This is a genomic window from Bacillus sp. FDAARGOS_527 (genome assembly GCF_003812125.1).
GTDB lineage: Bacteria > Bacillota > Bacilli > Bacillales > Bacillaceae_G > Bacillus_A > Bacillus_A paranthracis.
The window spans coordinates 1287037-1308628 of record NZ_CP033795.1; the positions used below are offsets into that span (position 1 = coordinate 1287037).

Sequence of the window (21592 nt, forward strand, 5' to 3'; positions counted from 1 at the left end):
TTTTCTTAAAATTGAGTCGGATTAGCAGAAGTATCTTCTTCAAAATGTTTCTCAAGTTTTATTTGTCACTTAACAGAATACATGTTTGTTTACTTATGATAATATACGCTTATAGAATAAATTAAGAAGGAGGACTAGTGTGAAACCGCTACATATTGAAGTTTGTAATATGATTGAAGACAATGAGAACTTAACGTTTACGGATGTTGCAGAGTTACTCGGAGTAAGTATTCAATATATATCGAAATTTAAGAACAAAGGGATAATAGGTTTTTGTAAATTGTTGAAAATTTCTTATATATTAACTACTTCCGCCGAAGAGCAACGCAAAGTTATGTCAGATTGGTGTTTAAAATTGGAAAAAACAGAAGCGATAAAACAAAGCTTTGAGTATGCAACAATTACAAGAAATATTTCACTTTTAGAAAAACTTCTAGGAAAATATAAACATGAAAATGGAACGATTAAAGAATATGTATCGGTTTATAAAATATTGTATAACTATATAACTAATGAAATATCAGGTGATAAATTAATCGATGAAATACAAACAATAGGTCTCCCAACTGATTCGGACTTGCGTATTTTAATGAATATAATGAAGTGTTATAATTACTACTTTTCTAAGGAATTTGTTTTGATGTTAGGAGTTGCGCAAGAAACGGAAAAACAAATAATGAAGTTGAAAGGTGAAAGAAAATTATTTATAAAGCAGTGTTATATACACCGGATTGCCGAAGTGTTAGGACCTGCATATTTACGTTTAAATAACTTGGAAGCAGCGCGGCATTATGCATACATAATTAAACATGCTAATATCAGTAAAAAAATGCTTTCTGATGCTTTGTATATTATAGGAATGTCACACTTGACGGAAAATAAAGAACAATGCATTAATTTCTTGAAGAAAAGTTATAAAGAAGCTAAAATGATAAGTGAGAAGCGGTTAGAAGTTGAGGCCAAATGCAACTTAAAAATGGTAGAAATGTATTATGAATTAGTGGATAGTGACTGTGTTAAAAGCATGAATTTTATAATGAAAATGGAAGAAATGTTTTATCAAAGAGAAAATGAAGATTTCATAAAATTCTTTAAAGCTGCTTGTCAAGAAAGCAATATTGAATTACATAAGTGTTTACGTGAGTTTTTTACACAATCCAATTATTTATTTTCCAGCTTAATAGCTAAGGAATTATATAGACGTGGTGAACAATCTATGGTTATTGAGTGGATGATTGATTTTAAAAAAGAACAAGGAGATGGATATTTTGAAGAAGATTCTATTGATGTCTTTCATGGTATTATCACTAGTAACAACAGGTTTAGCAAATGATTATAAAACAGTAAACAAAAGTAGCATTGACAAAATAGCTTATATGCAAGTTGATATTAAGCCAGGAGGCTAAATGAAAGTGAAAATACGATCAAAAGATCGTATTTTTTTGTTGAGCTCACATACATACTTGCCAAAATTCAATAATTAAAATTTAAGTTAGTTTAGCTTTCTTTTGGTAGAATTTTGTTAAAATTAACTTATAAATCAGAAATATCTGTGAAGGGGAAGGCTATAATGAAGGATGAGAAAAATGTAGAGAATTTACTATTAGTTAAGAAAGCTTTATTACTTGTAGGATACAAAAAAAATCGCAAGGAAGAAGTATTGAATATGTGCTTAAAGAATGTAAAAGTAAAAAAAATCATTTAAAATAGACTATCTTTTTATTTTGATAGTCTATTTTTATTAGTTATTCCTCTTTGTTTTTTCATAATTAACAAACATCTCCAACTGTTCCAATGCCTTTTTGCGTTGTTTTTCAGGCAAATCATTAATAATTTGAAGGATTTCTTGGGCTTCTTTTGTAAGTTGTAGATCTTGGTCTGCTGTTAAATGTGGTGAATCAGATACTCCTAATAGATAATCAGTAGTAACTTTTAAATGTTTTGCTATCTTTTGTAGTGTACGTATACCTGGTTTCTTTTTTCCCTCAACATAATTATAGACCGAAACATGGCTAACACCAATCGCATCAGCTAATTGTTGTTGGGAAATACCTTTTTTATCAATCAGCGATTTCAACCTTTCATGATTAAACATATTCCAAGCTCCCTAAAATTTATTTTATATTATTTTATAACATGCTCATTTATTTTATATTACCTCACTGACATTATATATTAACTATCAGTTAAGTTGAAAGGGGAAAATTTTTAAAATAATTTTTCAAAAAGACTTGAACTTAACTAAAGGTTAAGTTATTATGTGTTTAACAACAAAAACAGAAGAGAGGAATTGCATATGAAGACTCTAAAACAGCTACGTGAAGAACGAGGTTATAGGTATAAGGATGTAGCTGAAGCGGTTGGTATAACCGAAGTATACTACTGGTATATAGAAAACGGTCAGCGCCGTCCCTACTATGATTTAATCGTAAAGATTGCTGATTTTTTTAAAGTGAAACTAGATGAAATAAAAATTTTTTAGCTTTAACTTAACTATAGGTTAAGTGGGGCAGTGGTTAAAATAAGAAAAGAAATTATCGTATTTGTTGTAACATTTGGCGGGTTTGCATATCCGATGAGGTGTATAGACAAAAGTTTCATGAGGGAGGAACAAAGATGACAAGTGCATTAAACAAAATGGGATTAGATGAAATCATTAAAGAATCCGTTCGTGAAGTTGTCCGTGAAGAAATTCAAGCGGCTTTAGCTTCATTTCAACAACAATCGCAACCAAACAAAGTAATGCGAGTGAAAGAAGCAGCCGCTTATCTAAACATAGCAGCTTGTAGAATGTATGAATTAGCAAATAATCCACAGTTTCCAGTTATCAGAGAAGGGCGCAAGTTACTCTTCTTACAAAAAGATTTGGAAGCATGGTTAGAAGCACAAAAGGCGAAAAAAAATGATATCTAAAACAGAATTTCGGATTTTAAAAAAATTACCGTTTGATAAATAAGGAGGTGATTTAGTGGAAGATACAACATCGTTAGTAGTATTTGCAATGTTTATCGCATTTAGTATATTGCTACTTTACATTACTTACGAACCAATAAAACGATGGGCTTGGAGTGATGTAAAACAAAATAAAAAGACCCACGGCAATGGGTCCTTTAAGAAAAAACAATTGTTATAAGTATATCACGGAAAGTAGGGAAATAGTACATGCGTTTAACTGAATATCAAGTGCTATTACCTAATAAATTCTGGAACTTAGCAGAGAGCAAGGATGAATTAAAGCAAATGATTGAACAGTATTTCAATGTTGGTTATCCGCATTATGAAATTCAACGGATTATCAAAAGTGGACAAGCATATGTGGCGGTTTGTACAAGGAGGTAAATTAATGGCTAAATACAGACATGTTCAAACTACATTTTGGTCAGATCCAAAGGTTACAGAAGAGATGACACCAGAGGATAGATACTTTTATCTGTACCTAATGACAAATGAACATACAACTCAAATCGGTGTATATCAAATTACAAGGAAACAAATGGCTTTCGAATTAGGTTATTCCATAGAAAGCGCTAAAGCTTTGTTAGATCGTTTTACGAAGCATCATGAATTGATAGTGTACAACGAAGAAACAAGGGAAATATGTATTCTTAACTGGGGAAAATACAATCTGATTAAAGGTGGAAAGCCAATTGAAGATTGTATTCAAAAAGAGTTGAAAACAATTAAAGATCTATCTTTGGTGAAGCTTGTATTAGATAGAACTAAAAATGATGTGCTAGTTAAAAAAATCAGTATTATGGCTGGGTTTGACGATACGTACCACGATACGTCAACGATACGTGGACAAAAAGAAAAAGAAAAAGAAAAAGAAAAAGAAAAAGAAAAAGAAAAAGATACTACAACATCTTCTTCTGATGAATCAGATACACAAGTTCCAATTCCTTATCAAGAAATCTTAGAATACTTGAATGAAAAAGCGGGAAAGAATTTTAATCATAAAGCAGAAGCACATAGAAAACTAATCAGAGCCAGATGGAATGAAGGGTATACAGTTGAAAATTTTAAAACCGTTATTAATAACAAAGCATCACAATGGCTTGGGAAGTTTGATAGAGACAATAAACCACTTGATCGGTATTTAAGACCAAGTACATTATTCGCTCAAAAACATTTTGATAATTATTTGAATGAAACGGTTAGCAAACCTCAATCAAATCAACAACAATACGGTAATCACATAGATATTCCGGGGTTTAAAGGAAATATGCCATTTTAACGAGGTGAACGGAAATGCAAAAAATGCAGAAATCATTTGAAAAGATAGCGGCATTAGAATTTGCAGATGAATATTGCGAAAGCCATACATTTAGTAAAGGTGGACAAGTAACTGTAAAGCCAGTAAGAAAGATGATTGATAAAAATGATGGTTCGATTTATTGCCCAAGATGCAAAGTAGAACAGCAGGATTCAGTCTTATTCCAACAAGCCAACAACTATTACAAGAAGATCAATAGAGAGCGGCAGAAGAATCTTCTTTTTAAACATAGTGTTATTGAAAATCAATCAATTACAGAATCAAGGTTAGAATCCTATGAAACGGATTGTCCAGAAACTAAAGCAAATAAGAAAAAAGCTATAGCAATTTTGGAGCGTATTAAAAAGGGCGAAACTCTAAACGTGTATATTGCAGGAATTCAAGGTGTAGGAAAAAGCCATTTAGCTTACGCAATGCTATATGAACTGGTAAGGCATTATTGGACAATTTCTGATGGCGAAGCCCTTAATGATGAATACGCATTTAAGGAAATGAAAAGTTGCTTGTTTGTAGAGATAGAAAAACTTATTCGTTTAATACAAGACTCATTTCGAAATAAAGAGTCAAAATACACGATGGATTATTGTATTAGCTTAATGGTTGAAGCGGACTTTCTGGTTATTGATGATTTAGGAGCTGAAAGTGGCTCTATGAATAGAAACGGAGAGGCGAGCGATTTTGTTCATAAAATACTTTATGGTGTTGCTAATGGGCGACAAGGAGCGAACAAAACAACAATTACTACATCAAATTTATCAAGCAAACAGCTATTTCAAAAGTATGATCCGAAATTAGCGAGTAGGTTGTTAAATGGAGTATCAAAAGATGAAACAATCGTATTTAAAACAACGACAGATAAAAGGATTCTAAATTTAGATATTGGTTTCTAAGGAGGAATAAACATGTGTGTATTATGTCATGATACAGGAATTATTCGTAAAGAAACTTATCCGGGAGTAATTGAAACGCACGGTTGTAATTGTGAAGTAGCAAAGCAACAGCAAGCAGAAAATGAAAAACGTTGGCAAGCATGGTTAATAAAGTTCGAATTAATGAAACAAGAGCTACAACATAATAAACAGCAAAAAGTTAGCTAACAAGAAAAAGGAGGATTTCAGTCGTATGAAGCCTACGAAAGTTGAAATCGATGTTACTGATAATAAAATTTATGTGGTTAAAAATGGTGAGGTTACTCCACTGAATCCTCCAGTAACAGGGTTTGGGGAACAAGTAATCACTTGGCAAGGTGGGAAAGTTGATCGTGTATCAACTACCATCACAGAAAAAATAAAATAACTGGGGATGCGATTATGAAGCAATTAACTATTGATGATGTTATGGGTAGTTTCAACTATGACGCGATAAGTACCAGTGAAAAGTTTTTGAATCCAAGCTATGAAGTCCATTTTTACGATAAAGAAGAACGGCAAAAGATGGATTGTTTTGATGCTAAAACTGAAACCGAAGCTTGGAATGCAACAATAGAAGAGCATGGTAAAGGCATTCAGAAGATTATGATAACTCATTCGAAACGTACCAGAGCTGAATTTCTAGCGCTGGATTAGGAGGGGAAATTGATGGCTAGAGTCAAAACAGCAATGCAATTAGAACAATATACAATCAAAGCGCAACAACGGAAGTATATGAAAAAATCACGCCGTAACTTGTACGTAGCACTTGAGGAATTGGATTTAGTTTTTGATGAAAGCGAAGTAATCCGATTCCAAGAGATGTGGGAGGAAGGAAAAACTTTCATTGATATTGCTAAAGAGTTAGGACGACATCAATTAGAAATAGCAGCCTTGATTATGGATCAAGCTGATAAAAATAAAATCAAATCACGTCCAATGGGCCTAGGAGCATGAAAAAAGGAGTTATGAAATTAAATTAGGAGGAGAAAACGGTGGGGGATGAACAAAAGGATTTGATTGAACAAGAAGATGTTCTAATGATGACTGATGATGATTTTATGAAAAAGTATAGCAGGCTAGTTTATTACTATGTAAACAAATATTTTTCCAATATCGCTAAAGCAATTGAACAAGAAACAAATTTAAATATGGATGATTTAATTCAATCTGGAATGTTGGGGTTGGTCACAGCGAGAAGAGATTTTAAAACAGAACTTGGGTTTAAATTTACGACATTCGCTGTTCCAATAATACTTGGATATATAAGAAAGGCTGTTAGGGACTCGCAAAAAATTAGGATTACGAACGAAGTGTATGAAATCAAAGGAAAGATTTCTAGAATGAAACTTCATGATGAAGAAGTGGAAAGTATTGCTAAATTACTAGAAGTTAGCGTGAGAGATGTGAAGACAGCAAAAGAATTTAATCCTAGAACGATTTCACTTCAAACACCATTAAATAAAGAGGTGAACAAGGAGAAAGTCACTCTAGAAAATACGCTAATAGATAAAAAAACATCAATGACACTCGATAATGTTATTAAGAAAATGATAATCACAGCGTTCTTATCAACCTTATGTAGTAAAGAGAAATTTGTATGGGAATTACATGCTAAAAATATGACACAAGCTGCAATTGGCAAACGGTTAGGTGTAACGCAGACACAAATAAGTAGGATTTTAAAAGGGATTTATAAGAAAGCTGAAGAGTATGGAAATAAACATAGCTTACGTGATATAGGCAAGACAAGGTTTGAAAAAACAATTGAAAATCACGTGAGACAAAGTAGCCATGGGAATTGGTTGGATATAGCTGAAAGTAATGGAGTAAGTAGAGGAGCGTTTTGGTATAGATTGCGCGAAGGGTGGTCTTACGAGATGGCAGCCACACAACCATTAGGAAGTCAAGGGACAAGGAAGAATAAGCAAGTTATTTAGGAGGCAACATGGATAAGCAAAACATTTTGATTAATAAATTAATCGATAATCGTATATACAAGCTTCCAGACGGGCGTGATCTATTCGAGGGATCAATCGAGGAACTGAAGGAGCTAATAAAAGGAGATGGAGAGAGTGAAGGAAGCGATTAAGGGGTATATAAACCATTTGCAACAATCGGCAGCAGAAAGCAGAAAGGAATCAGACAAAGCGTATGACAATGGAGATTTAGGTTTATCTGGTTACTATCGTGGTCAATGGATTGCTAACGAAGGAACAGCGATTGCATTAACAACAATCTTATCTAAATACAAGGAGGAAGAACAGTGAAATATACAGAGCATGGTACTTACGAAGTAACTCAATTATTAGTAGAAGCGAAGGGAGAGAAAAAGTAATGACAAGCTGTAACTACACGTATTGGGAAGAAGCGATTAAAGAGTTTTACAGAAAACAAGAAGCGGAAAGAGGTAATAAGAATGGCAACTAAGATCACTATGTTCACGAAAAATAATTGTCCTAATTGTATGAGAGCTAAGATGTTATTCGCATCTTGTCCAGTAGAAGTCGAGATTACAGAAATTAATCTAGAGACACCTGAAGGTAAGGCGCACCAAGAAATTTTAGGAATACAAACAGCTCCTACTTTTGAATTCGAAAACGGTAAGTTCATTTATGGTTTTGATGAAGGCAAGCTTATGAACGAATTAGGACTGTAGGAGGGATTGCGTGAAGAAAGAAACTGCGGTGCAGGTGCAAAGTGAACTCGATGTAGTAGAGGATGAGATTCGTAAAATGGAATATCACTTGGTTGGATTGAATAACGAGAAGCGGAAAACACAGCTTTCATTGGAAGTGTTGAAAAAACAGAAAGAGAAATTGAAAAGTTACTTATAAGGAGTGAACGGAATGAATTTACGAGTGAAGATTAAGCGAGTGAAAGATGTGGAATTGCCGAAGTATGCGAAGTCAGGGGATTCGGGTTTTGATCTTGTTGCAGCAGAGGACACAATTATATGGCCGGGCGAAACGAAGGTTGTTCAAACTGGATTATCTTTTGAGATTCCACCAGGATACGAGTTGCAAGTGCGCCCGCGTAGCGGTATGACGCGTAATACAAAGTTAAGAGTGGTACTTGGAACGGTGGATAGTGGCTACCGTGGAGAGGTTGGGGTGCTGGTTGATAACACTGAAAGACCAATAAGTTTAAATATGCAAGCTCATGTGATTGAAAAAGGAACACGTATTGCTCAAGGCGTCATAGCGCCAGTGGTAACAGCTCATTTCGTTGAAGTGGAAGAACTATCGGTTAGTGAACGTGGCGTTGGGGGCTTTGGATCTACAGGTACTAAATAAAAAAAGGCTAGGATTTCTCCTAGCACTCAAGCATAAGTCGTATGGAAAGTAAGTATTGTGCAAATCGGGTATTTGCAAGTTCATTATATAACGTTTATTGGGTAGATAGGCTGGATCAACGTAATCTTTACGCAGGTTTTACATGATATTGAAGTTTTTGATAAAGACCAAATTTGAATTTTGTACAGAAATGGAGAAGTGATTATATGTATAGTAGTGCTGATTTTGAAGGTTTAGGAAAAATGATTAAGTGGGCCGTATTCATCGGTTCAATCGGTTTAATTGGAATAGGGGTCGTTATAGGATGGTTTGTTTTTAATTAAACAAAAGCGTTATTGTACAAAAAAAGAGGTGCTGGATATGAAATTAGGGATTTGTAATTTCAGAGGGTGTTGGAAGTCTGCAACGACAGAAGGACATATTTACGGGCATTCAAAAACCGAGACTAAAGATAGCTTTATTCCTGTAGTTGCTTGTGATGAACATGCAAAAGAAAAAGATTTTTATTGCTATGTTGAGCAGAAAGAAAACACAACAAAATAGTTATTTGAATAGAAAAGGAGAAATAAAAAATGAAAAGACTAGAACATGATTTACTAACGAGAAAGTACACTGAGGTATTTCACGAAGAGGAGTTTACAAACAATGCTCCACATCACTTTGAAGTTTATGCTAACACTGGAATCGTTATGTACAATCCTAATAACGTCGAGAACGATAATCCATTACCTTTAAAGGTTGGAGAGGTTAATTTTCAAGAAGGACCAATCCAAGAAGCTGGTATTAACGGTGTAATGAATGAGGATCTTATCGCTATGGTTATTTGTCGCCTTGAACATTTCAACCAAACAGATTTCCGTTGTAGAGAGAACTCAATGGCAATCACTAAGTTAGAAGAGGCGTTACTGTGGCTTAGAAAACGAACTGTGGGTAGGGAAAAACGAGGCGTAGAAGGTACGCATACTAAATAAACAACTGAACAAAATTCTTATTTTAAAAATAGAGAGCTCTTGCCAAAGAACTCTCTTACCAAAACTTATATTGAATGAATACACACCATAATGTATGCATGTTGTTTAGGTATGTGTAGTTGTACAATAAAATCTTTATTTGGAAAGAATTCAGCCCCTAACGGTGCGCTGTTAGGGGCTGAATCTCGAGAACTTTTATTAAAATTACATGAGGTTGATCAGTGAATGTAACTATCGATCTCTCGAATTATAGCACTAAGTAAATTAAATTTACAACTTAATATTTACATTTAGTGATAAAAGATATGGAGGGGAATGGAACGGATGAGACATACAAGAAATAGACAAATGACAAAAATAGGTGAAGAAAATTTTATGGGAATGAAGAATATCAAAATTTCAACGATACGAAAGTTTGATGGAGAGTTTAATAATAGATTAGATCCAACTTTCCGGTGGCACAGAGATTATCATGGTATGAATATTGTATCTTTTAACCGTAAGGGTGAAGCATTTAAAACTAATGTGATAAAAGTTAGAAATTAAACAAAATCGTTATTTAAATAAAAGAAACCCCGTTTGTCTGCGGAGTTCCTAAGGGTAATTGTCAAGTAATGACGTACTCGACTAAATAACCATATCATAAATTTTTTGGTAAAAATACTGGTAAATGTGTCCAAATGGATAGGAGTATTATTTTGAACAAAAACGCTATTTTGTACTTAGTAAATGGTAATGTTTATTTTAAATGATAAAGCAGCTAGCTCAATGAACTAACTGCTTTATCGTCCAACAAGAACAATACCCACAATACATTGTAACTAAAGGTTACAACTATAGTATGAGCAGAAGTGAAAAAGTTATGTAAGAAAGCAAAAAAATTTCATTAAGCACAACTAAGCAGCTAGTTAATAAAACTAACTGCTCGTTGTACAAAAGAAATTTAGGCCCTACAAGTAAATGATATGTAACTTTAAGTTACAGCTATATTATAAGCAGAATTAAAAATATTATGTGGAAGTGAAAAAGAACTAAATAAAAACTTCATTTTGGAGAGAAAGGAGGGATAGGATGGTCCTTTTATATGATCCTAAAACAAATATATTATCTGAAACTACTTATGAATATTTAGTTGAATTAACAGGAATGATGAAAGGTTCTCTTATGAGTGCGCGAAGCAAAGGGAAGAGGATTAGGAGTATTGGCTGCTATCTTGCTAAAGATGATTTGACAGTGCAGCAGAGGCGAGAATGGTATGAAAAGGAAAAGTATCATAACGAAACTTGGAAAACGATTAAAGGGTCTGATGATACATTTCTCATTTCTAATTACGGCAGGTTCAAGCGAATAGGTAAGAAGAAGATATGGTTCCTTCTCCCGATACTTAAAAAGAAGAGCGGATACTTAGAAATTAAGGTGAAATATAAAGGCGTGTACAAGAATTATATAATAGCTCAATTAGTCGCTGCGCATTTCCTTGGCGCTCCAAAACAAGGAGAGTCAGTCAGATATAAGAACGGGATAAAGACAGATACCTTTGTTGGAAATCTAGAATACATTTCAAAAGAAAAATTAGGTAAGTTAACAGGTTTTAGATCTCGTAGTAAACCAGTTGTTCAATTGGATATGAATACAAAAGAAATTATTGGAGAATTTAGGTCTGCAAGAGAAGCCGGAAGGAAAAGTTATCTTTCTTATCAAGCGGTACTAGACAATTGCAATCATAAATCACGGACAAGCGGTGGATATATCTTTATGTTTGCTGACGAATATGAACAAATAGCCAATTAGAATAAAAATTTCATTTTGTAGAAAAATGAGGTGCTCAGATGAAAGGCTCTACAAAGTATCAACTATTAAAAGATGATTTCGATCATGCTGTAAAACAAATTGAATTGAGGAATAAAGAAATTGAACTTCTTAGAGCAAGTCGTGATTCATCTATACACGAATATCGCCAATTGTTTAATGAACGGATGAAACTTAAAGAGGAAATTGAGTTTTTAAAAGATGATGTTCAAATAAGGGATGAACATATTGAAAGACTCGAGAAGGAATTACAAGAATATAAAAGAGCAGCTAGCAAAAGCTAACTGCTCCTTTTGACAAAAGATTCCGGGCTGCCAACACTGTTAAGAAAGCAGCTTATAGATAGTATGCACAAAGTTGTGCTAATTATTCCAATTAATAAAGGACAGCTAGTGAAAGCTAACTGTCCAGCCTTTAGAGAAAGGGAGGAATAAAAATGGGTATATAAAAATTCCTCCATCTACAGTATTGACGGAATATTGAGTTTTATTCGGGGGGGGAGAGAAATGAGTAAATTCAACGGTCAAAAATTAACGGAACTTCGGCATTTATTCGGAATGACTCAAGGGCAAGCTGCTGAATTGTTGGAGGTTGATACCCAGAGGTTGATTGAGATAGAGCGGTCAAGAATCATTCCGTCGTTTAATCAAATACAAGTACTATGCAGAAGGTTTCATGTTAAACCAAAGTATTTTTATTGCGAATCATTTGTAACTAATAGAGTGAATCCAAATTACATTTCTTTTCGTCATTAATAAACTAGGAGGTAGTGGGAAATGAAAGTAACATTTGAATATGAGTTAGAGGATAAGCAAAGAGAGTAGTTTGAGCATGTAAGAGTGGAAGAAGGCGAAGCGGCAGCGTTTTATTTTTTAGAGGACTTAGTAAAAAAAGAAATTGAAGTCGCTGAGGCTGTTGAAACAGAGTACAAAGAATAAAACTCAACAAAATAATCCTTTTGAAATTATATAGGCATAATGCATATTCAATCAATTTTTTGAATGTAATAAGGTATTAAATTAATGAAAACACCCAAAAATGGACAGTAAAACTGTTTCGTACGAAGGAGTGAGAGGATTGAATAATTTAAAAAAGAAGAAATTGAAAAAAGCAATTTCTCGTCGTACAAAGGCTATACAAAAATATGAGAAAGAAAGATTAGATAAAGCATGGAGGAACCTTTTCATGCAGACAAGTATGACGAAATAAATATAGTCCGGCTAGAAAACTAGAGGACACCAATTCATTAAAGCGGCAATTAAGGCTGTTTTAGGAATAGGTGTCCTTTTTATTTTGAAAAGGGAGATGGGGAAATGAAGGCACTAAGAGATCAATTACGTGAATGGAAAAAGCAATCCAAGCAAGGAAAGAAGAAAAACCAGAAAAAAAGAAAAGAAAAATTAAGTACTCGTGACATTGAAGATTTAATGGGGATTCGTGGTCCGCGTTATGAACGTAGACGCGGAGCTTTAAGACAAAAGTAAAATTATTTAAGGAGGAACTCAAAATGAGAGAACAGTTATTTTTTAATATGCCAGTTGTTGATACAAAGAAAACAAAGAAAGCGGTAGAAGAAGTGTTGGAGAATTATCGTGAGTATTTGAATACATTGCCAAGTAATCTAATGCCGAAAGTAACGACAATGTTTTCAGAGGTTCCTCCGACATTTACAAATCAATTCCATAGTTCTACTGAAGACATTGCTATTGAAAGAATTGAACTAGAGCAACAAAGAAAAGAATACATGGATTGGGTACATCAAGCTGTGAATACGTTAAAACCTGATGAAAGATATATTATTTTTAAAAGCTATATGGAAGAAGAAATTGAATCAGATTTAAATATTTGGCTTGAATTAGGTGTAGGAAAGACAAAGTATTATAAGTTAAAAGGTTCAGCGTTACTACGTTTAGCGTTTAATTTAAAAGTGGAAGTATACAAGAAGAAAGCAAAACGTAAGGAGGAGGTGAAGAATGTATGAATCTTGTTCAGCCCATTAGAGATAGGGAAGCAATCCAGGAAATGAAGGAGTTTTTCAAGGAGCAGAATGAAAGAAACTACATTCTGTTCCTTCTTGGTATTAATACAGGATTACGCATATCGGATATATTACGTCTTCGCATTCGTGATGTGGAGGGTTGGAGTATCTTTATTCGTGAAAAGAAGACAAAGAAGGTAAAGGAAGTGAAGATGCCTCCAGAATTAAAGAAGGCAATACGTGAGTATGCGAAAGGGCGACCGAAAAATGAGTTTCTTATTAAGAGTAGGAATGGTAAGAATAAACCAATTACTCGATCCATGGCCTACATCATATTGAACCAAGCAGCAAAAGAGTTTGGCTTAGAACGTATTGGGACGCATTCTCTCCGAAAAACATATGGATACCATCACTATAAGCAGTTTAAAGATGTGGCAGTGTTACAACAAATGCTCAACCATACTGATCAAAAAGAAACGCTAAGGTACATTGGGATAGAACAAGATACGCTAAATGATTATCAAAAGAAATTTAAAATCTAGAGACCTATATTTTTTTAGGTCTTTTTTGAATTAGCTACAAAAGAAAAGTGTCAAATTCATTTTGAAGAATTAAAGCAAAGCCTTGTTACTCTAGGAAAAAACGGAATAGGTCAATTCAACACTCTATGGTTTATAGTGAATTCATTTCTAAGGATTAAAAAACATATTCGTTCAAAACTATGCAAAAAGAGGCTGAAAAACGATGTGCAAAAATACAGGAATAAAAACGCGAACTATTTGCGAACTATTTACGGACACGTTTTGGTTTTTAACATGATATATTTGTATTGTGAGAAATGGCGGAAAACATTTTTCGCAAAATTCCTGATAATGAAAATGGATCGTCATGACCGGTGGCGATGGTTGCAGATTGGATGAATAGTTGTTTATTGATTTCATATTCAACTGCAATTTATGTTATTCAAGCGAAGAAGGGCTTTTGCTCTTCTTTGAGCTAACAACATCCTAGGTAGACAGAATTAGGAGAACCTGATAAGTTTTCCGATGGTGTCTGTCGTGGTTGTTAGCTCAAAGAAGAATAAAACTTCACGTACCACAATTAAAATACAAATGAATAATTGAGAGAAAAGCATCCATTCGGGTGCTTTTTATTTTGGAGGAGGATGAGGGATGGAATCTATAACAAAAATAATTGCTGATTTAGAAAAAAGAGTTGACGATTTACAAAGAGATAAAGAAGGTTTAATCCAAACGTTAGAGTGTGTTTTAACGAAGGTAGAAGCAGTGAATAGAAAGGTCGATATGTTAGAAGAAGCGTTAGCAACGAAAGCTGATATAACTCATGTTCAATAAGTGGTTAAACAATCTGAATTAATTAGAAAGAAAGTGGTGAAAGTTGATGAATAAAGCTGAACTTATTCAAAAGAAAATAGAAGAAGGAAAGTTAAGTATCAATGAAGCAAGAATATTAATGGACTTGGAACCTATTGAAACAGATGCGTGTTTTAGAACGGTCAATAACAAATTAATGGTTGAAGTAGGTGTAGATACAACTGAGGCGTTAGAAGGAATTAAAGAAGTAACTGAAGCTGCTAACGAATGTGCAGATGCGTTGGAGAAGTTGGAAAAGGTTATGGATAAGTTTACAAATAGAAGTGATACAGTGGAACTCTATTGTGAAGGTAAATTGTTATCGAAGTCTACAGTTAATCATACAGCTGATTCAATTCAAGGTCGTGTAATTAAAGGAAGTGAGATAAATGAAACTAACTAAACAAGAACAAGCAGTTATAATCAGCACATTCATTTCGATGTTAGGGACAGATCTTGTAAATGAGCGTATCGATAAACAAAAATTAGAAAGTGTGCTTCCTATCTTTAATGAGATGGAAGATAACACAACACCAAAGCAAAGAAGAGAAGCAATGGTTAGTTTGCTCGATAAAACAATAGATGAATTCTTAAAACAATAGCCATAAAAAAAGGAAAAGCAACTCGCATGGGGGCGAATCACTTTTCCAGATGGCAATGTTAATTTCATTATAACAACTTGTATTTATTTGTAAATATATAATCGGAATATTCTTTTAAATGAGGTGAGGTAGATGTGTGAGCATAAGTACCAAGTACTAGATAGCGAGACTACTTCTTTCTGCTTGGATGATAATCGTTATGTTATAGATGTATCGGCTACTTTCTACTGTGAGAAATGCCTTGATATTCAACGCCGAGAGAAGCGGATTGATACAGGTACGATTGAGGTAAAGGATAGTGAATGAATATAACACCAAGCAACAACGAAAGTTCTACGATAAATACAAACGGGATAAAGAAGCGAAGAAGTTCTATGATAGCACAGCGTGGCGAAGGTGTAGAGAGCTAGCGTTGATACGAGATAGCTACCGTTGCCAAGAGTGTATGAAGCATGATCCATTGATACCAGTGCCTGCTGATATGGTCCATCATATCAAAGAAAGAAGTGAATATCCTGAACTTGCATTAACATTAGAAAACTTAATTAGTTTATGTAATGCATGTCACAACAAAGAACATCCTGAAAAGGGTGGAGGGAAAAAGAAAAATAAAAGAAAGATTCAGTTCGTAAAAGTAAAAGCGAACAAAGAATTCATATAGCCCCCCTCCTTTTATTGTTCAGATCCGCTTCCGCCCAGACCGGCTGCCACCTTCGTGTGCAGCGCAAGTGGTTTTTCTAAAGGGGGGTAAACCCTAAAAATAAGAGCTTTTTAATTTTAGATCGATACTTTTTATCCATAAAATGTAAGTGGGGTGATGTCGTGGATAAAGGATTGAATGAAAGGAAACCGCCTACTCATTTAAAGAAGGTAGGAAAAGACACTTGGATTCGTATTTGGTCTGTTTTAGAAGGAGAAGGTAAGGCTGATATCAATGATCCAATTGTAGTTGAAGCGATTGCCTTCAGTTATCAAATGTTTAGGGAAATGGCAGCCAATGTTAAAAAAGAAGGTCTGACAATGGAGTATACAAATAAAGCAGGCGCTACAAATCTAACTAAGCATACTTTAATTCCAGAGATACCTAAGTATTTACAGCAGATTCGTCAATATTTAGGGGAGCTAGGGTTGACTGGGGCAAGCCGGAAAAAGCTTCAGGAAGAGTTAACTGGAGATTCTGATGATGATTACGACAACTTCTAAGCCATCTGAAATAGCTAAGTGGTATAAAAATTGGCGAAATGAACAGATACAGCATTTTAATATTTTGATCGATCCATCTCCTGAACTAAGAACAACATGGTATGCCGAACAAGTTGTGAAAGGAAACATAATAGCTAGTAAGAAAAACATCTTGTCTTGTCAGCGTCATCTAAATGATTTAAAGAGACAGGGGACTGAGGAGTTTCCTTGGATATTTGATGAAGAAAAGGCTCATAGACCAATACGATATATCGAAAAATTTTGTCGTCCATCAAAAGGTGACTATAAAAGGTTAGTTCTTCAACCGTGGCAACACTTTGTTATAGGTTCTTTATATGGATGGATTCATAAGGATACTGGTTATAGGCGCTTTCGTGAGGGCCTTATTTTTATTGGGCGTAAAAATGGGAAAACGACAATGATTTCTGGTTTGTCTAATTATGCTGTTGCTAAAGATAATGAGCCAGGTGCTCGTGTTTATGTTTTGGCAAATACAAAACAACAAGCTGGAGAATTGTTTGATGAAAGTCGTGCAATGGTTCAAAAATCCCCCCTTCTTCGGAAGCATTTACGTGAAAATCAGAAAGGCATTTTTCATGATAAAACGCATTCTAAAATTGAACCTCGCGCATCTGACAGTAAGAAGCTAGACGGACTAAATACACATCTTGGTATTTTTGATGAAATACATGAATTTAAGAATTTCAAGTTAATCAATGTTATTAAAAAATCACGTGGTGCACGTAAACAACCAATGATTGTTTATATCACTACAGCAGGGTATCAGCTTGAAGGACCGCTTGTTCAATACTATGAAATTGCAACGGATGTTTTGGAAGGGATTATCGACCAAGATAGAAAGTTTTATTTCATGGCTGAAATGGATAATGTAGATGAAATTGAGAATCCTGAACTATGGATTAAAGCAAACCCTAATATGGGAGTTTCGCTAGACCTTCCATCGCTTATTGATGATTGGAATACAGACAAGCATACGGATGCTGAAAAAAATGACTGGATTACAAAGCAATTTAACATCTTTGTTGATAATGATGAAATGTCCTTTGTTGGTATTGAGATATTAAAAAGGAATGAAGGAGTTATTGATATAAAGGGATTAGCTGGTAAAGAATGTGTTGCAGGTTATGATTTATCTGCAACAGAAGATTTTACAAGTGCTTGTTTAGAGTTCCCTTTAGATGATGGAAATGTTTTTGTATTATCTCATAGTTGGGTTCCGCAGGCTAAAGTTGATCGTGATAACGAAAATATTAGCTTTAAAGAGTTTAAAGATAAAGGTTGGCTCACTATTATCCCTGGTGAGTATGTGAAATATGAGTATGTGTATGATTGGTTTGTTGAGCAATCTGACCACTATTTCATAAAGAAAATTACTTATGATCCAGCCAATGCTTATCGTTTAAATGAAGATTTGAAAGCATATGGATTTAAAACTGAACCAGTTCGACAAGGTCATTTAACTTTAAGCCCAGCATTAAAGGATGTAAAAGAATTGTTGTTAGATGGAAAAATAATTAGTAATAAAAACCGTCTTTTCCGTTGGTATATGAACAATGTAAAGCTTGTGGAAGACAGGAACGGGAACTTTTTACCATCTAAACAGAGTAAATATCGAAAAATTGATGGTTTTGCAGCGTTTTTAAATGCTCACACAGAAGTAATCCCTATGTTATCTCAATTACAAGGTGATGGAAATATTGAATTTATATCAGTTAACGATCTTTTTAAATAGAAAGGCGGTGAGAAATTGAAACTGATTAATCGTGTTAAGGGGGCAATTAAAGGAGCTTCATTGGGATGGAAAGGTGCTGGATATGACTTCACTTCATGGTTTGGAAGGAAGTTTTGGGGTATTGATAATGCGAAGTTAGCTACAAATGAGACGATTTTTAGTGTGATTAGCAGATTATCTAATACAGTAGCATCTTTGCCATTAAAGCTTTACAAGGATTATGACACGGTTTTTAACCAAGTGTCTGATGTTGTGATTAATGAACCGAATCCAAACATGACCGGATTTGAATGGATAAATAAAATTGAAGTTTCAAGAAATGAGACTGGAAATGGATATGCAGCTATTATCCGTGACATTCGATTTCAAGTGGAATCATTAATCCCTATTGAATCCGCTTATGTAACGCCTTTTTTAAACACTGATGATAATAATTTGTGGTATGAGGTACGTGGGATTGAAGGTACATATTATATCCACAATATGAACATGTTTCATGTTAAACACATCACAGGTATTTCAAGATGGAAAGGTATTTGTCCAATTGATGTATTGAGAAATACTCTTGAATATGATAAGGCAGTACAAGAATTTAGTTTGTCAGAAATGCAGAAGAAAGATAGTTTTATTTTGGATTATGCAACACAGGTAGATAATGACAAGAGACAAAAAATCATTGATGATTTTAGACGATTCTATCAAGAGAATGGTGGTATTTTATTCAGGGAACCAGGTGTGAATATAGAAGAAATGGAGCGGAAATACTTCGCTTCAGATACGTTAGCATCAGAACGGATTACTCGTTCAAGGGTTGCTAACGTTTTTAACGTTCCGGTTACATTTTTAAATGACACGGAAGGACAGAGTTATAGCAGTAATGAACAGCTGATGATTCAGTTTGTTCAAATGACTTTAACTCCTATTGTTCGCCAGTATGAGCAAGAAATGAACCGTAAGTTGCTTAATAAAAAAGAACGGCAAGAAGGCCATTACTTTAAATTTAACCTTGGAGGGCTGTTAAGAGGTGATACGGCTTCAAGAACAGCTTATTATCAAGCTGCAATTAGGAGTGGATGGTTATCACAAGATGATGTTCGTCAAAAAGAAGATGAACCGCCTGTGGGTGGTAATGCTTCAAAACTTTGGGTAAGTGGTGATTTATATCCGATTGATATGGACCCAACTCAACGGAAGGGGGTGAAAAACGGTGGCAAAGAACAAACAGAATAAGTTTTTTCAAATGAAAGCATCTGCCAATGGTAAAACGGCCGATGTTTTTATTTATGGAGAAATTACAAAGTATGCATGGGAAGAGTATGGAGAAGTATCTTCTATTACGTTCAAAAATGAACTTGATGAATTAGGTGATGATATTGAAACGATTAACCTTTACATCAATAGTCCAGGTGGATCTGTTTTTGAAACGATGGCTATTATCGCAATGTTACAAAGACATCAGGCAAAGGTTATCTCTTATATTGATGGAATAGGCGCTTCGTGCGCGTCAGTATTACCAATGATTTCAGACAAAATCATTATGTATGCTAATTCAATGATGATGATTCATAATGCGTGGACATACGCATCAGGAAATGCCAATCAGTTACGTAAAGCAGCGGATGACATTGAACGTATTAACCAGTCGATGGTACAACACTATTTAACTCGTGCTGGCGATAAGTTAGATGAAGATACATTAAAACAATTACTAGATGCAGAGACATGGTTATCAGCTGAGGAAGCAATGAATTATGGACTTTGTGATGAAATTATCTCAGCAAATAATGCGGCAGCATGTCTAGATGAAAAATGGATGAAAGAATACAAAAATGTTCCACAACAATTAGTAAACGCACAAGCTAACATACCATCCAACGAAATGTTAGAAAGACAAAAAATTGCCGAAGAAGCGAAAGCTAATGCGGACTATATAAAGACAATTTTAGGAGGAATTCATTTATGAAAATGAAAAATAAATTTCGATTATCTCTTGGTAACTTTCAATACTTTTCAAAAAATACATTATTTGAATTAAAGCAAAATTTATCCACTATTGGTCAACAGCTCCAAAAAGTAGAGAATGAGCTTTCTCAGAAGGCAATTGATCCATCCGCAACCATGGATAGTCTTCAAGCGTTACAACAATCTAAGAAAGACCTACAAATGCGTTTCGATGTAATTAAAGAACAACATGATACGATGGAAGCTGAACAAAAAGCACAATTCCAAAGTCAAACTGGTTTGCAAGCCATTGAAGATCCAAAACAAAAGGTAGTTGCAGCGAAAGCAGAATTGGTTCGGGCAACAATTCGCGGTGGTACCTTATCACAAGAAGCGCGAGCGGCTCTTGGTGATAAAAATTCCACAGGTGGAGAAAAGATTCTTCCAAGTACGATGACGAACGAACTATTACATGAGCCATTTGTTAAAAATCCATTAAGAGAGGTATCTACATTTACAAGTGTGACTAACCTTGAAATTCCCAAAGTTACATTTACATTAGATGATGACGATTTTATTGCTGATACAGAAACAGCGAAAGAATTAAAAGCTGAAGGTGATGTTGTAATATTTGGGCGCAATAAATTCAAGATTTTTGTCCCTATTTCAGAAACTGTTTTAGCAGCAACTGATACAAACTTAGTACAAACAGTAGATCAAGCACTAGAAAGTGGTTTAGCAGCAAAAGAGAAAAAAGTAGCATTCACAACAACTCCTAAAGCAGGAGAAGAATCCATGTCATTCTATAAAGCTGGTATTAAAACTATTAAAGGTGCTAATTTATACAAAGCTATTAAGTCAGCAATTGCAGATTTACATGAGGATTTCCGTGCAAATGCAACTATTAAAATGCGTTACGCTGATTATCTAGATATAATTGAAATGCTTGCAAATGGTAGCGCTACTTTATACAATGCTCAACCAGAACAGGTTTTAGGTAAACCGGTTAAGTTCTGTGATTCAGCAGTAAATCCTGTTGTGGGTGACTTCCGATATTCGCACTTCAACTACGATCCGAAGATGATTTATGATCGTGACAAAGATGTGAAAACAGGTATTGAACTGTTTGTTTTAACAGCTTGGTTTGATCATAAAATTAAGCTAAAATCAGCATTCCGTATCGCAGAAGTACAGACTACACCCTAATCCTCCCCAGGGACCAACAGGATTAAAAGTTGATTCAACTACGGTAACAACGGCCAACATTAGTTGGTCTCCTGTTGTCTATGATGGGGGCATTAAAGAATATCAAATAATCCGTAACGGAAAACAAGTAGGAACATCGGTAACAACAACATATAAAGATACAGGTTTGACAGGTGATACAACGTATTCTTATCAAATAAAAGCTGTAGCCAATAATGGGTTAATTTCATCTTTAAGTGCTGAATTATCAGTAAAAACAAATGCTTCAGGATCGTAGGT

The 21592-nt window shown here is 34.5% G+C and carries 39 protein-coding genes and 1 pseudogene; 39 read left to right on the forward strand and 1 reads right to left on the reverse strand.

Features of this window, described 5'->3' with window-relative positions:
• The first annotated feature begins 139 nt into the window (after positions 1–139).
• Both EGX95_RS08980 and EGX95_RS30910 read left to right on the forward strand, forming a co-directional pair.
• A complete protein-coding gene (locus EGX95_RS08980; RefSeq protein WP_000803132.1) occupies positions 140–1333 on the forward strand; it encodes an AimR family lysis-lysogeny pheromone receptor in 1194 nt (397 codons plus the stop codon).
• A gap of 237 nt (positions 1334–1570) precedes the next feature.
• Positions 1571–1705, forward strand: coding sequence for a hypothetical protein (locus EGX95_RS30910; protein WP_000650968.1), 135 nt, complete (start codon positions 1571–1573; stop codon positions 1703–1705).
• Positions 1706–1741: 36 nt separating this feature from the next.
• On the opposite strand, the gene EGX95_RS08985 is transcribed toward EGX95_RS30910, so the two are convergent.
• Positions 1742–2095 carry a helix-turn-helix domain-containing protein gene (locus EGX95_RS08985; RefSeq protein WP_000481767.1) on the reverse strand — a complete coding sequence of 118 codons (354 nt, stop codon included), beginning with the start codon at positions 2093–2095 and terminating at the stop codon, positions 1742–1744.
• A gap of 201 nt (positions 2096–2296) precedes the next feature.
• On the opposite strand from EGX95_RS08985, the gene EGX95_RS08990 reads away from it, so the two are divergent.
• The 37 genes and pseudogenes from EGX95_RS08990 to EGX95_RS09145 form a co-directional block, all read left to right on the forward strand.
• Positions 2297–2482, forward strand: a complete 186-nt coding sequence (locus EGX95_RS08990; protein WP_000854265.1) for a helix-turn-helix domain-containing protein — start codon at positions 2297–2299, stop codon at positions 2480–2482.
• Between the two features lie 155 nt (positions 2483–2637).
• Positions 2638–2913, forward strand: a complete 276-nt coding sequence (locus tag EGX95_RS08995; RefSeq protein ID WP_033670234.1) for a helix-turn-helix domain-containing protein — start codon at positions 2638–2640, stop codon at positions 2911–2913.
• A gap of 55 nt (positions 2914–2968) precedes the next feature.
• Positions 2969–3133, forward strand: a complete 165-nt coding sequence (locus EGX95_RS30295) for a hypothetical protein (protein ID WP_000390319.1) — start codon at positions 2969–2971, stop codon at positions 3131–3133.
• Positions 3134–3183: 50 nt separating this feature from the next.
• Positions 3184–3339: a hypothetical protein gene (locus EGX95_RS30300; RefSeq protein WP_163147469.1), complete on the forward strand. Its 156-nt coding sequence runs from the start codon at positions 3184–3186 to the stop codon at positions 3337–3339.
• A gap of 4 nt (positions 3340–3343) precedes the next feature.
• Complete coding sequence (locus EGX95_RS09000; protein WP_001151931.1) at positions 3344–4234, forward strand: conserved phage C-terminal domain-containing protein; 891 nt, start codon at positions 3344–3346, stop codon at positions 4232–4234.
• A 14-nt stretch (positions 4235–4248) separates the two neighbouring features.
• Positions 4249–5163 carry an AAA family ATPase gene (locus EGX95_RS09005; protein ID WP_001171109.1) on the forward strand — a complete coding sequence of 305 codons (915 nt, stop codon included), beginning with the start codon at positions 4249–4251 and terminating at the stop codon, positions 5161–5163.
• A 12-nt stretch (positions 5164–5175) separates the two neighbouring features.
• Complete coding sequence (locus EGX95_RS09010) at positions 5176–5370, forward strand: hypothetical protein (protein ID WP_000337978.1); 195 nt, start codon at positions 5176–5178, stop codon at positions 5368–5370.
• A gap of 25 nt (positions 5371–5395) precedes the next feature.
• Complete coding sequence (locus EGX95_RS09015) at positions 5396–5569, forward strand: DUF3954 domain-containing protein (protein WP_000805174.1); 174 nt, start codon at positions 5396–5398, stop codon at positions 5567–5569.
• Between the two features lie 14 nt (positions 5570–5583).
• Positions 5584–5838 (forward strand): hypothetical protein, encoded by a 255-nt coding sequence (locus EGX95_RS09020; protein WP_033693881.1) that lies wholly within the window; start codon positions 5584–5586, stop codon positions 5836–5838.
• Positions 5839–5850: 12 nt separating this feature from the next.
• Positions 5851–6138, forward strand: coding sequence for a hypothetical protein (locus EGX95_RS09025; RefSeq protein ID WP_000124862.1), 288 nt, complete (start codon positions 5851–5853; stop codon positions 6136–6138).
• A gap of 38 nt (positions 6139–6176) precedes the next feature.
• Positions 6177–7121, forward strand: coding sequence for a sigma-70 family RNA polymerase sigma factor (locus EGX95_RS09030; RefSeq protein ID WP_000502159.1), 945 nt, complete (start codon positions 6177–6179; stop codon positions 7119–7121).
• Between the two features lie 8 nt (positions 7122–7129).
• On the forward strand, positions 7130–7273 hold the full coding sequence (locus EGX95_RS09035) for a Fur-regulated basic protein FbpA (RefSeq protein ID WP_000360818.1): 144 nt from the start codon (positions 7130–7132) through the stop codon (positions 7271–7273).
• Complete coding sequence (locus tag EGX95_RS09040) at positions 7257–7451, forward strand: hypothetical protein (protein WP_000656565.1); 195 nt, start codon at positions 7257–7259, stop codon at positions 7449–7451. Before EGX95_RS09035 ends, EGX95_RS09040 begins: the two co-directional genes overlap by 17 nt.
• 149 nt (positions 7452–7600) lie before the next feature.
• Positions 7601–7840 carry a glutaredoxin family protein gene (locus EGX95_RS09045; protein WP_000201625.1) on the forward strand — a complete coding sequence of 80 codons (240 nt, stop codon included), beginning with the start codon at positions 7601–7603 and terminating at the stop codon, positions 7838–7840.
• A gap of 10 nt (positions 7841–7850) precedes the next feature.
• Entirely contained in the window at positions 7851–8018 is a 168-nt protein-coding gene (locus tag EGX95_RS30305; RefSeq protein WP_000712301.1) for a hypothetical protein, read from the forward strand.
• Positions 8019–8030: 12 nt separating this feature from the next.
• Entirely contained in the window at positions 8031–8477 is a 447-nt protein-coding gene (gene dut / locus EGX95_RS09050; RefSeq protein WP_001053653.1) for a dUTP diphosphatase, read from the forward strand.
• A 360-nt stretch (positions 8478–8837) separates the two neighbouring features.
• Positions 8838–9020, forward strand: a complete 183-nt coding sequence (locus EGX95_RS09055; protein WP_002029240.1) for a hypothetical protein — start codon at positions 8838–8840, stop codon at positions 9018–9020.
• Between the two features lie 29 nt (positions 9021–9049).
• A complete protein-coding gene (locus EGX95_RS09060; RefSeq protein ID WP_000824917.1) occupies positions 9050–9448 on the forward strand; it encodes an Acb2/Tad1 domain-containing protein in 399 nt (132 codons plus the stop codon).
• Between the two features lie 348 nt (positions 9449–9796).
• Complete coding sequence (locus EGX95_RS09065; RefSeq protein WP_226812321.1) at positions 9797–9994, forward strand: hypothetical protein; 198 nt, start codon at positions 9797–9799, stop codon at positions 9992–9994.
• A 525-nt stretch (positions 9995–10519) separates the two neighbouring features.
• Positions 10520–11239 carry an NUMOD4 domain-containing protein gene (locus EGX95_RS09070; protein WP_000243721.1) on the forward strand — a complete coding sequence of 240 codons (720 nt, stop codon included), beginning with the start codon at positions 10520–10522 and terminating at the stop codon, positions 11237–11239.
• A 38-nt stretch (positions 11240–11277) separates the two neighbouring features.
• Positions 11278–11541: a hypothetical protein gene (locus EGX95_RS09075; protein ID WP_000678894.1), complete on the forward strand. Its 264-nt coding sequence runs from the start codon at positions 11278–11280 to the stop codon at positions 11539–11541.
• Positions 11542–11763: 222 nt separating this feature from the next.
• Positions 11764–12012 (forward strand): helix-turn-helix transcriptional regulator, encoded by a 249-nt coding sequence (locus EGX95_RS09080; RefSeq protein WP_000033083.1) that lies wholly within the window; start codon positions 11764–11766, stop codon positions 12010–12012.
• Positions 12013–12334: 322 nt separating this feature from the next.
• Positions 12335–12466: a DUF3983 domain-containing protein gene (locus EGX95_RS09085; RefSeq protein WP_001061241.1), complete on the forward strand. Its 132-nt coding sequence runs from the start codon at positions 12335–12337 to the stop codon at positions 12464–12466.
• A gap of 104 nt (positions 12467–12570) precedes the next feature.
• Entirely contained in the window at positions 12571–12741 is a 171-nt protein-coding gene (locus tag EGX95_RS30310; protein ID WP_000645945.1) for a hypothetical protein, read from the forward strand.
• A gap of 23 nt (positions 12742–12764) precedes the next feature.
• Entirely contained in the window at positions 12765–13238 is a 474-nt protein-coding gene (locus tag EGX95_RS09090) for an ArpU family phage packaging/lysis transcriptional regulator (protein ID WP_001209121.1), read from the forward strand.
• Positions 13235–13777, forward strand: coding sequence for a tyrosine-type recombinase/integrase (locus EGX95_RS09095; protein WP_001055139.1), 543 nt, complete (start codon positions 13235–13237; stop codon positions 13775–13777). Before EGX95_RS09090 ends, EGX95_RS09095 begins: the two co-directional genes overlap by 4 nt.
• Before the next feature lie 630 nt (positions 13778–14407).
• Positions 14408–14590 carry a hypothetical protein gene (locus tag EGX95_RS09100; RefSeq protein ID WP_000443960.1) on the forward strand — a complete coding sequence of 61 codons (183 nt, stop codon included), beginning with the start codon at positions 14408–14410 and terminating at the stop codon, positions 14588–14590.
• A 118-nt stretch (positions 14591–14708) separates the two neighbouring features.
• Positions 14709–15011, forward strand: a complete 303-nt coding sequence (locus EGX95_RS09105) for a hypothetical protein (RefSeq protein WP_073540846.1) — start codon at positions 14709–14711, stop codon at positions 15009–15011.
• Positions 14998–15210, forward strand: coding sequence for a hypothetical protein (locus tag EGX95_RS09110; protein WP_000778977.1), 213 nt, complete (start codon positions 14998–15000; stop codon positions 15208–15210). Before EGX95_RS09105 ends, EGX95_RS09110 begins: the two co-directional genes overlap by 14 nt.
• Before the next feature lie 132 nt (positions 15211–15342).
• Positions 15343–15516 carry a hypothetical protein gene (locus tag EGX95_RS30315; protein WP_000333203.1) on the forward strand — a complete coding sequence of 58 codons (174 nt, stop codon included), beginning with the start codon at positions 15343–15345 and terminating at the stop codon, positions 15514–15516.
• Positions 15509–15871 carry an HNH endonuclease gene (locus EGX95_RS30320; RefSeq protein WP_001008172.1) on the forward strand — a complete coding sequence of 121 codons (363 nt, stop codon included), beginning with the start codon at positions 15509–15511 and terminating at the stop codon, positions 15869–15871. Before EGX95_RS30315 ends, EGX95_RS30320 begins: the two co-directional genes overlap by 8 nt.
• A 161-nt stretch (positions 15872–16032) precedes the next feature.
• Positions 16033–16413: a phage terminase small subunit P27 family gene (locus EGX95_RS09120; protein ID WP_000357495.1), complete on the forward strand. Its 381-nt coding sequence runs from the start codon at positions 16033–16035 to the stop codon at positions 16411–16413.
• Positions 16394–18166, forward strand: a complete 1773-nt coding sequence (locus tag EGX95_RS09125) for a terminase large subunit (protein WP_000633615.1) — start codon at positions 16394–16396, stop codon at positions 18164–18166. The genes EGX95_RS09120 and EGX95_RS09125 overlap by 20 nt, the downstream gene beginning before the upstream one ends.
• A gap of 15 nt (positions 18167–18181) precedes the next feature.
• Positions 18182–19396: a phage portal protein gene (locus EGX95_RS09130; protein WP_000767176.1), complete on the forward strand. Its 1215-nt coding sequence runs from the start codon at positions 18182–18184 to the stop codon at positions 19394–19396.
• Complete coding sequence (locus EGX95_RS09135) at positions 19374–20129, forward strand: head maturation protease, ClpP-related (protein WP_001107317.1); 756 nt, start codon at positions 19374–19376, stop codon at positions 20127–20129. Before EGX95_RS09130 ends, EGX95_RS09135 begins: the two co-directional genes overlap by 23 nt.
• Complete coding sequence (locus EGX95_RS09140) at positions 20126–21313, forward strand: phage major capsid protein (protein ID WP_000782636.1); 1188 nt, start codon at positions 20126–20128, stop codon at positions 21311–21313. The genes EGX95_RS09135 and EGX95_RS09140 overlap by 4 nt, the downstream gene beginning before the upstream one ends.
• A 25-nt stretch (positions 21314–21338) precedes the next feature.
• A pseudogene (locus EGX95_RS09145) lies at positions 21339–21590 on the forward strand (fibronectin type III domain-containing protein); the annotation flags it as partial.
• Positions 21591–21592 lie beyond the last annotated feature (2 nt).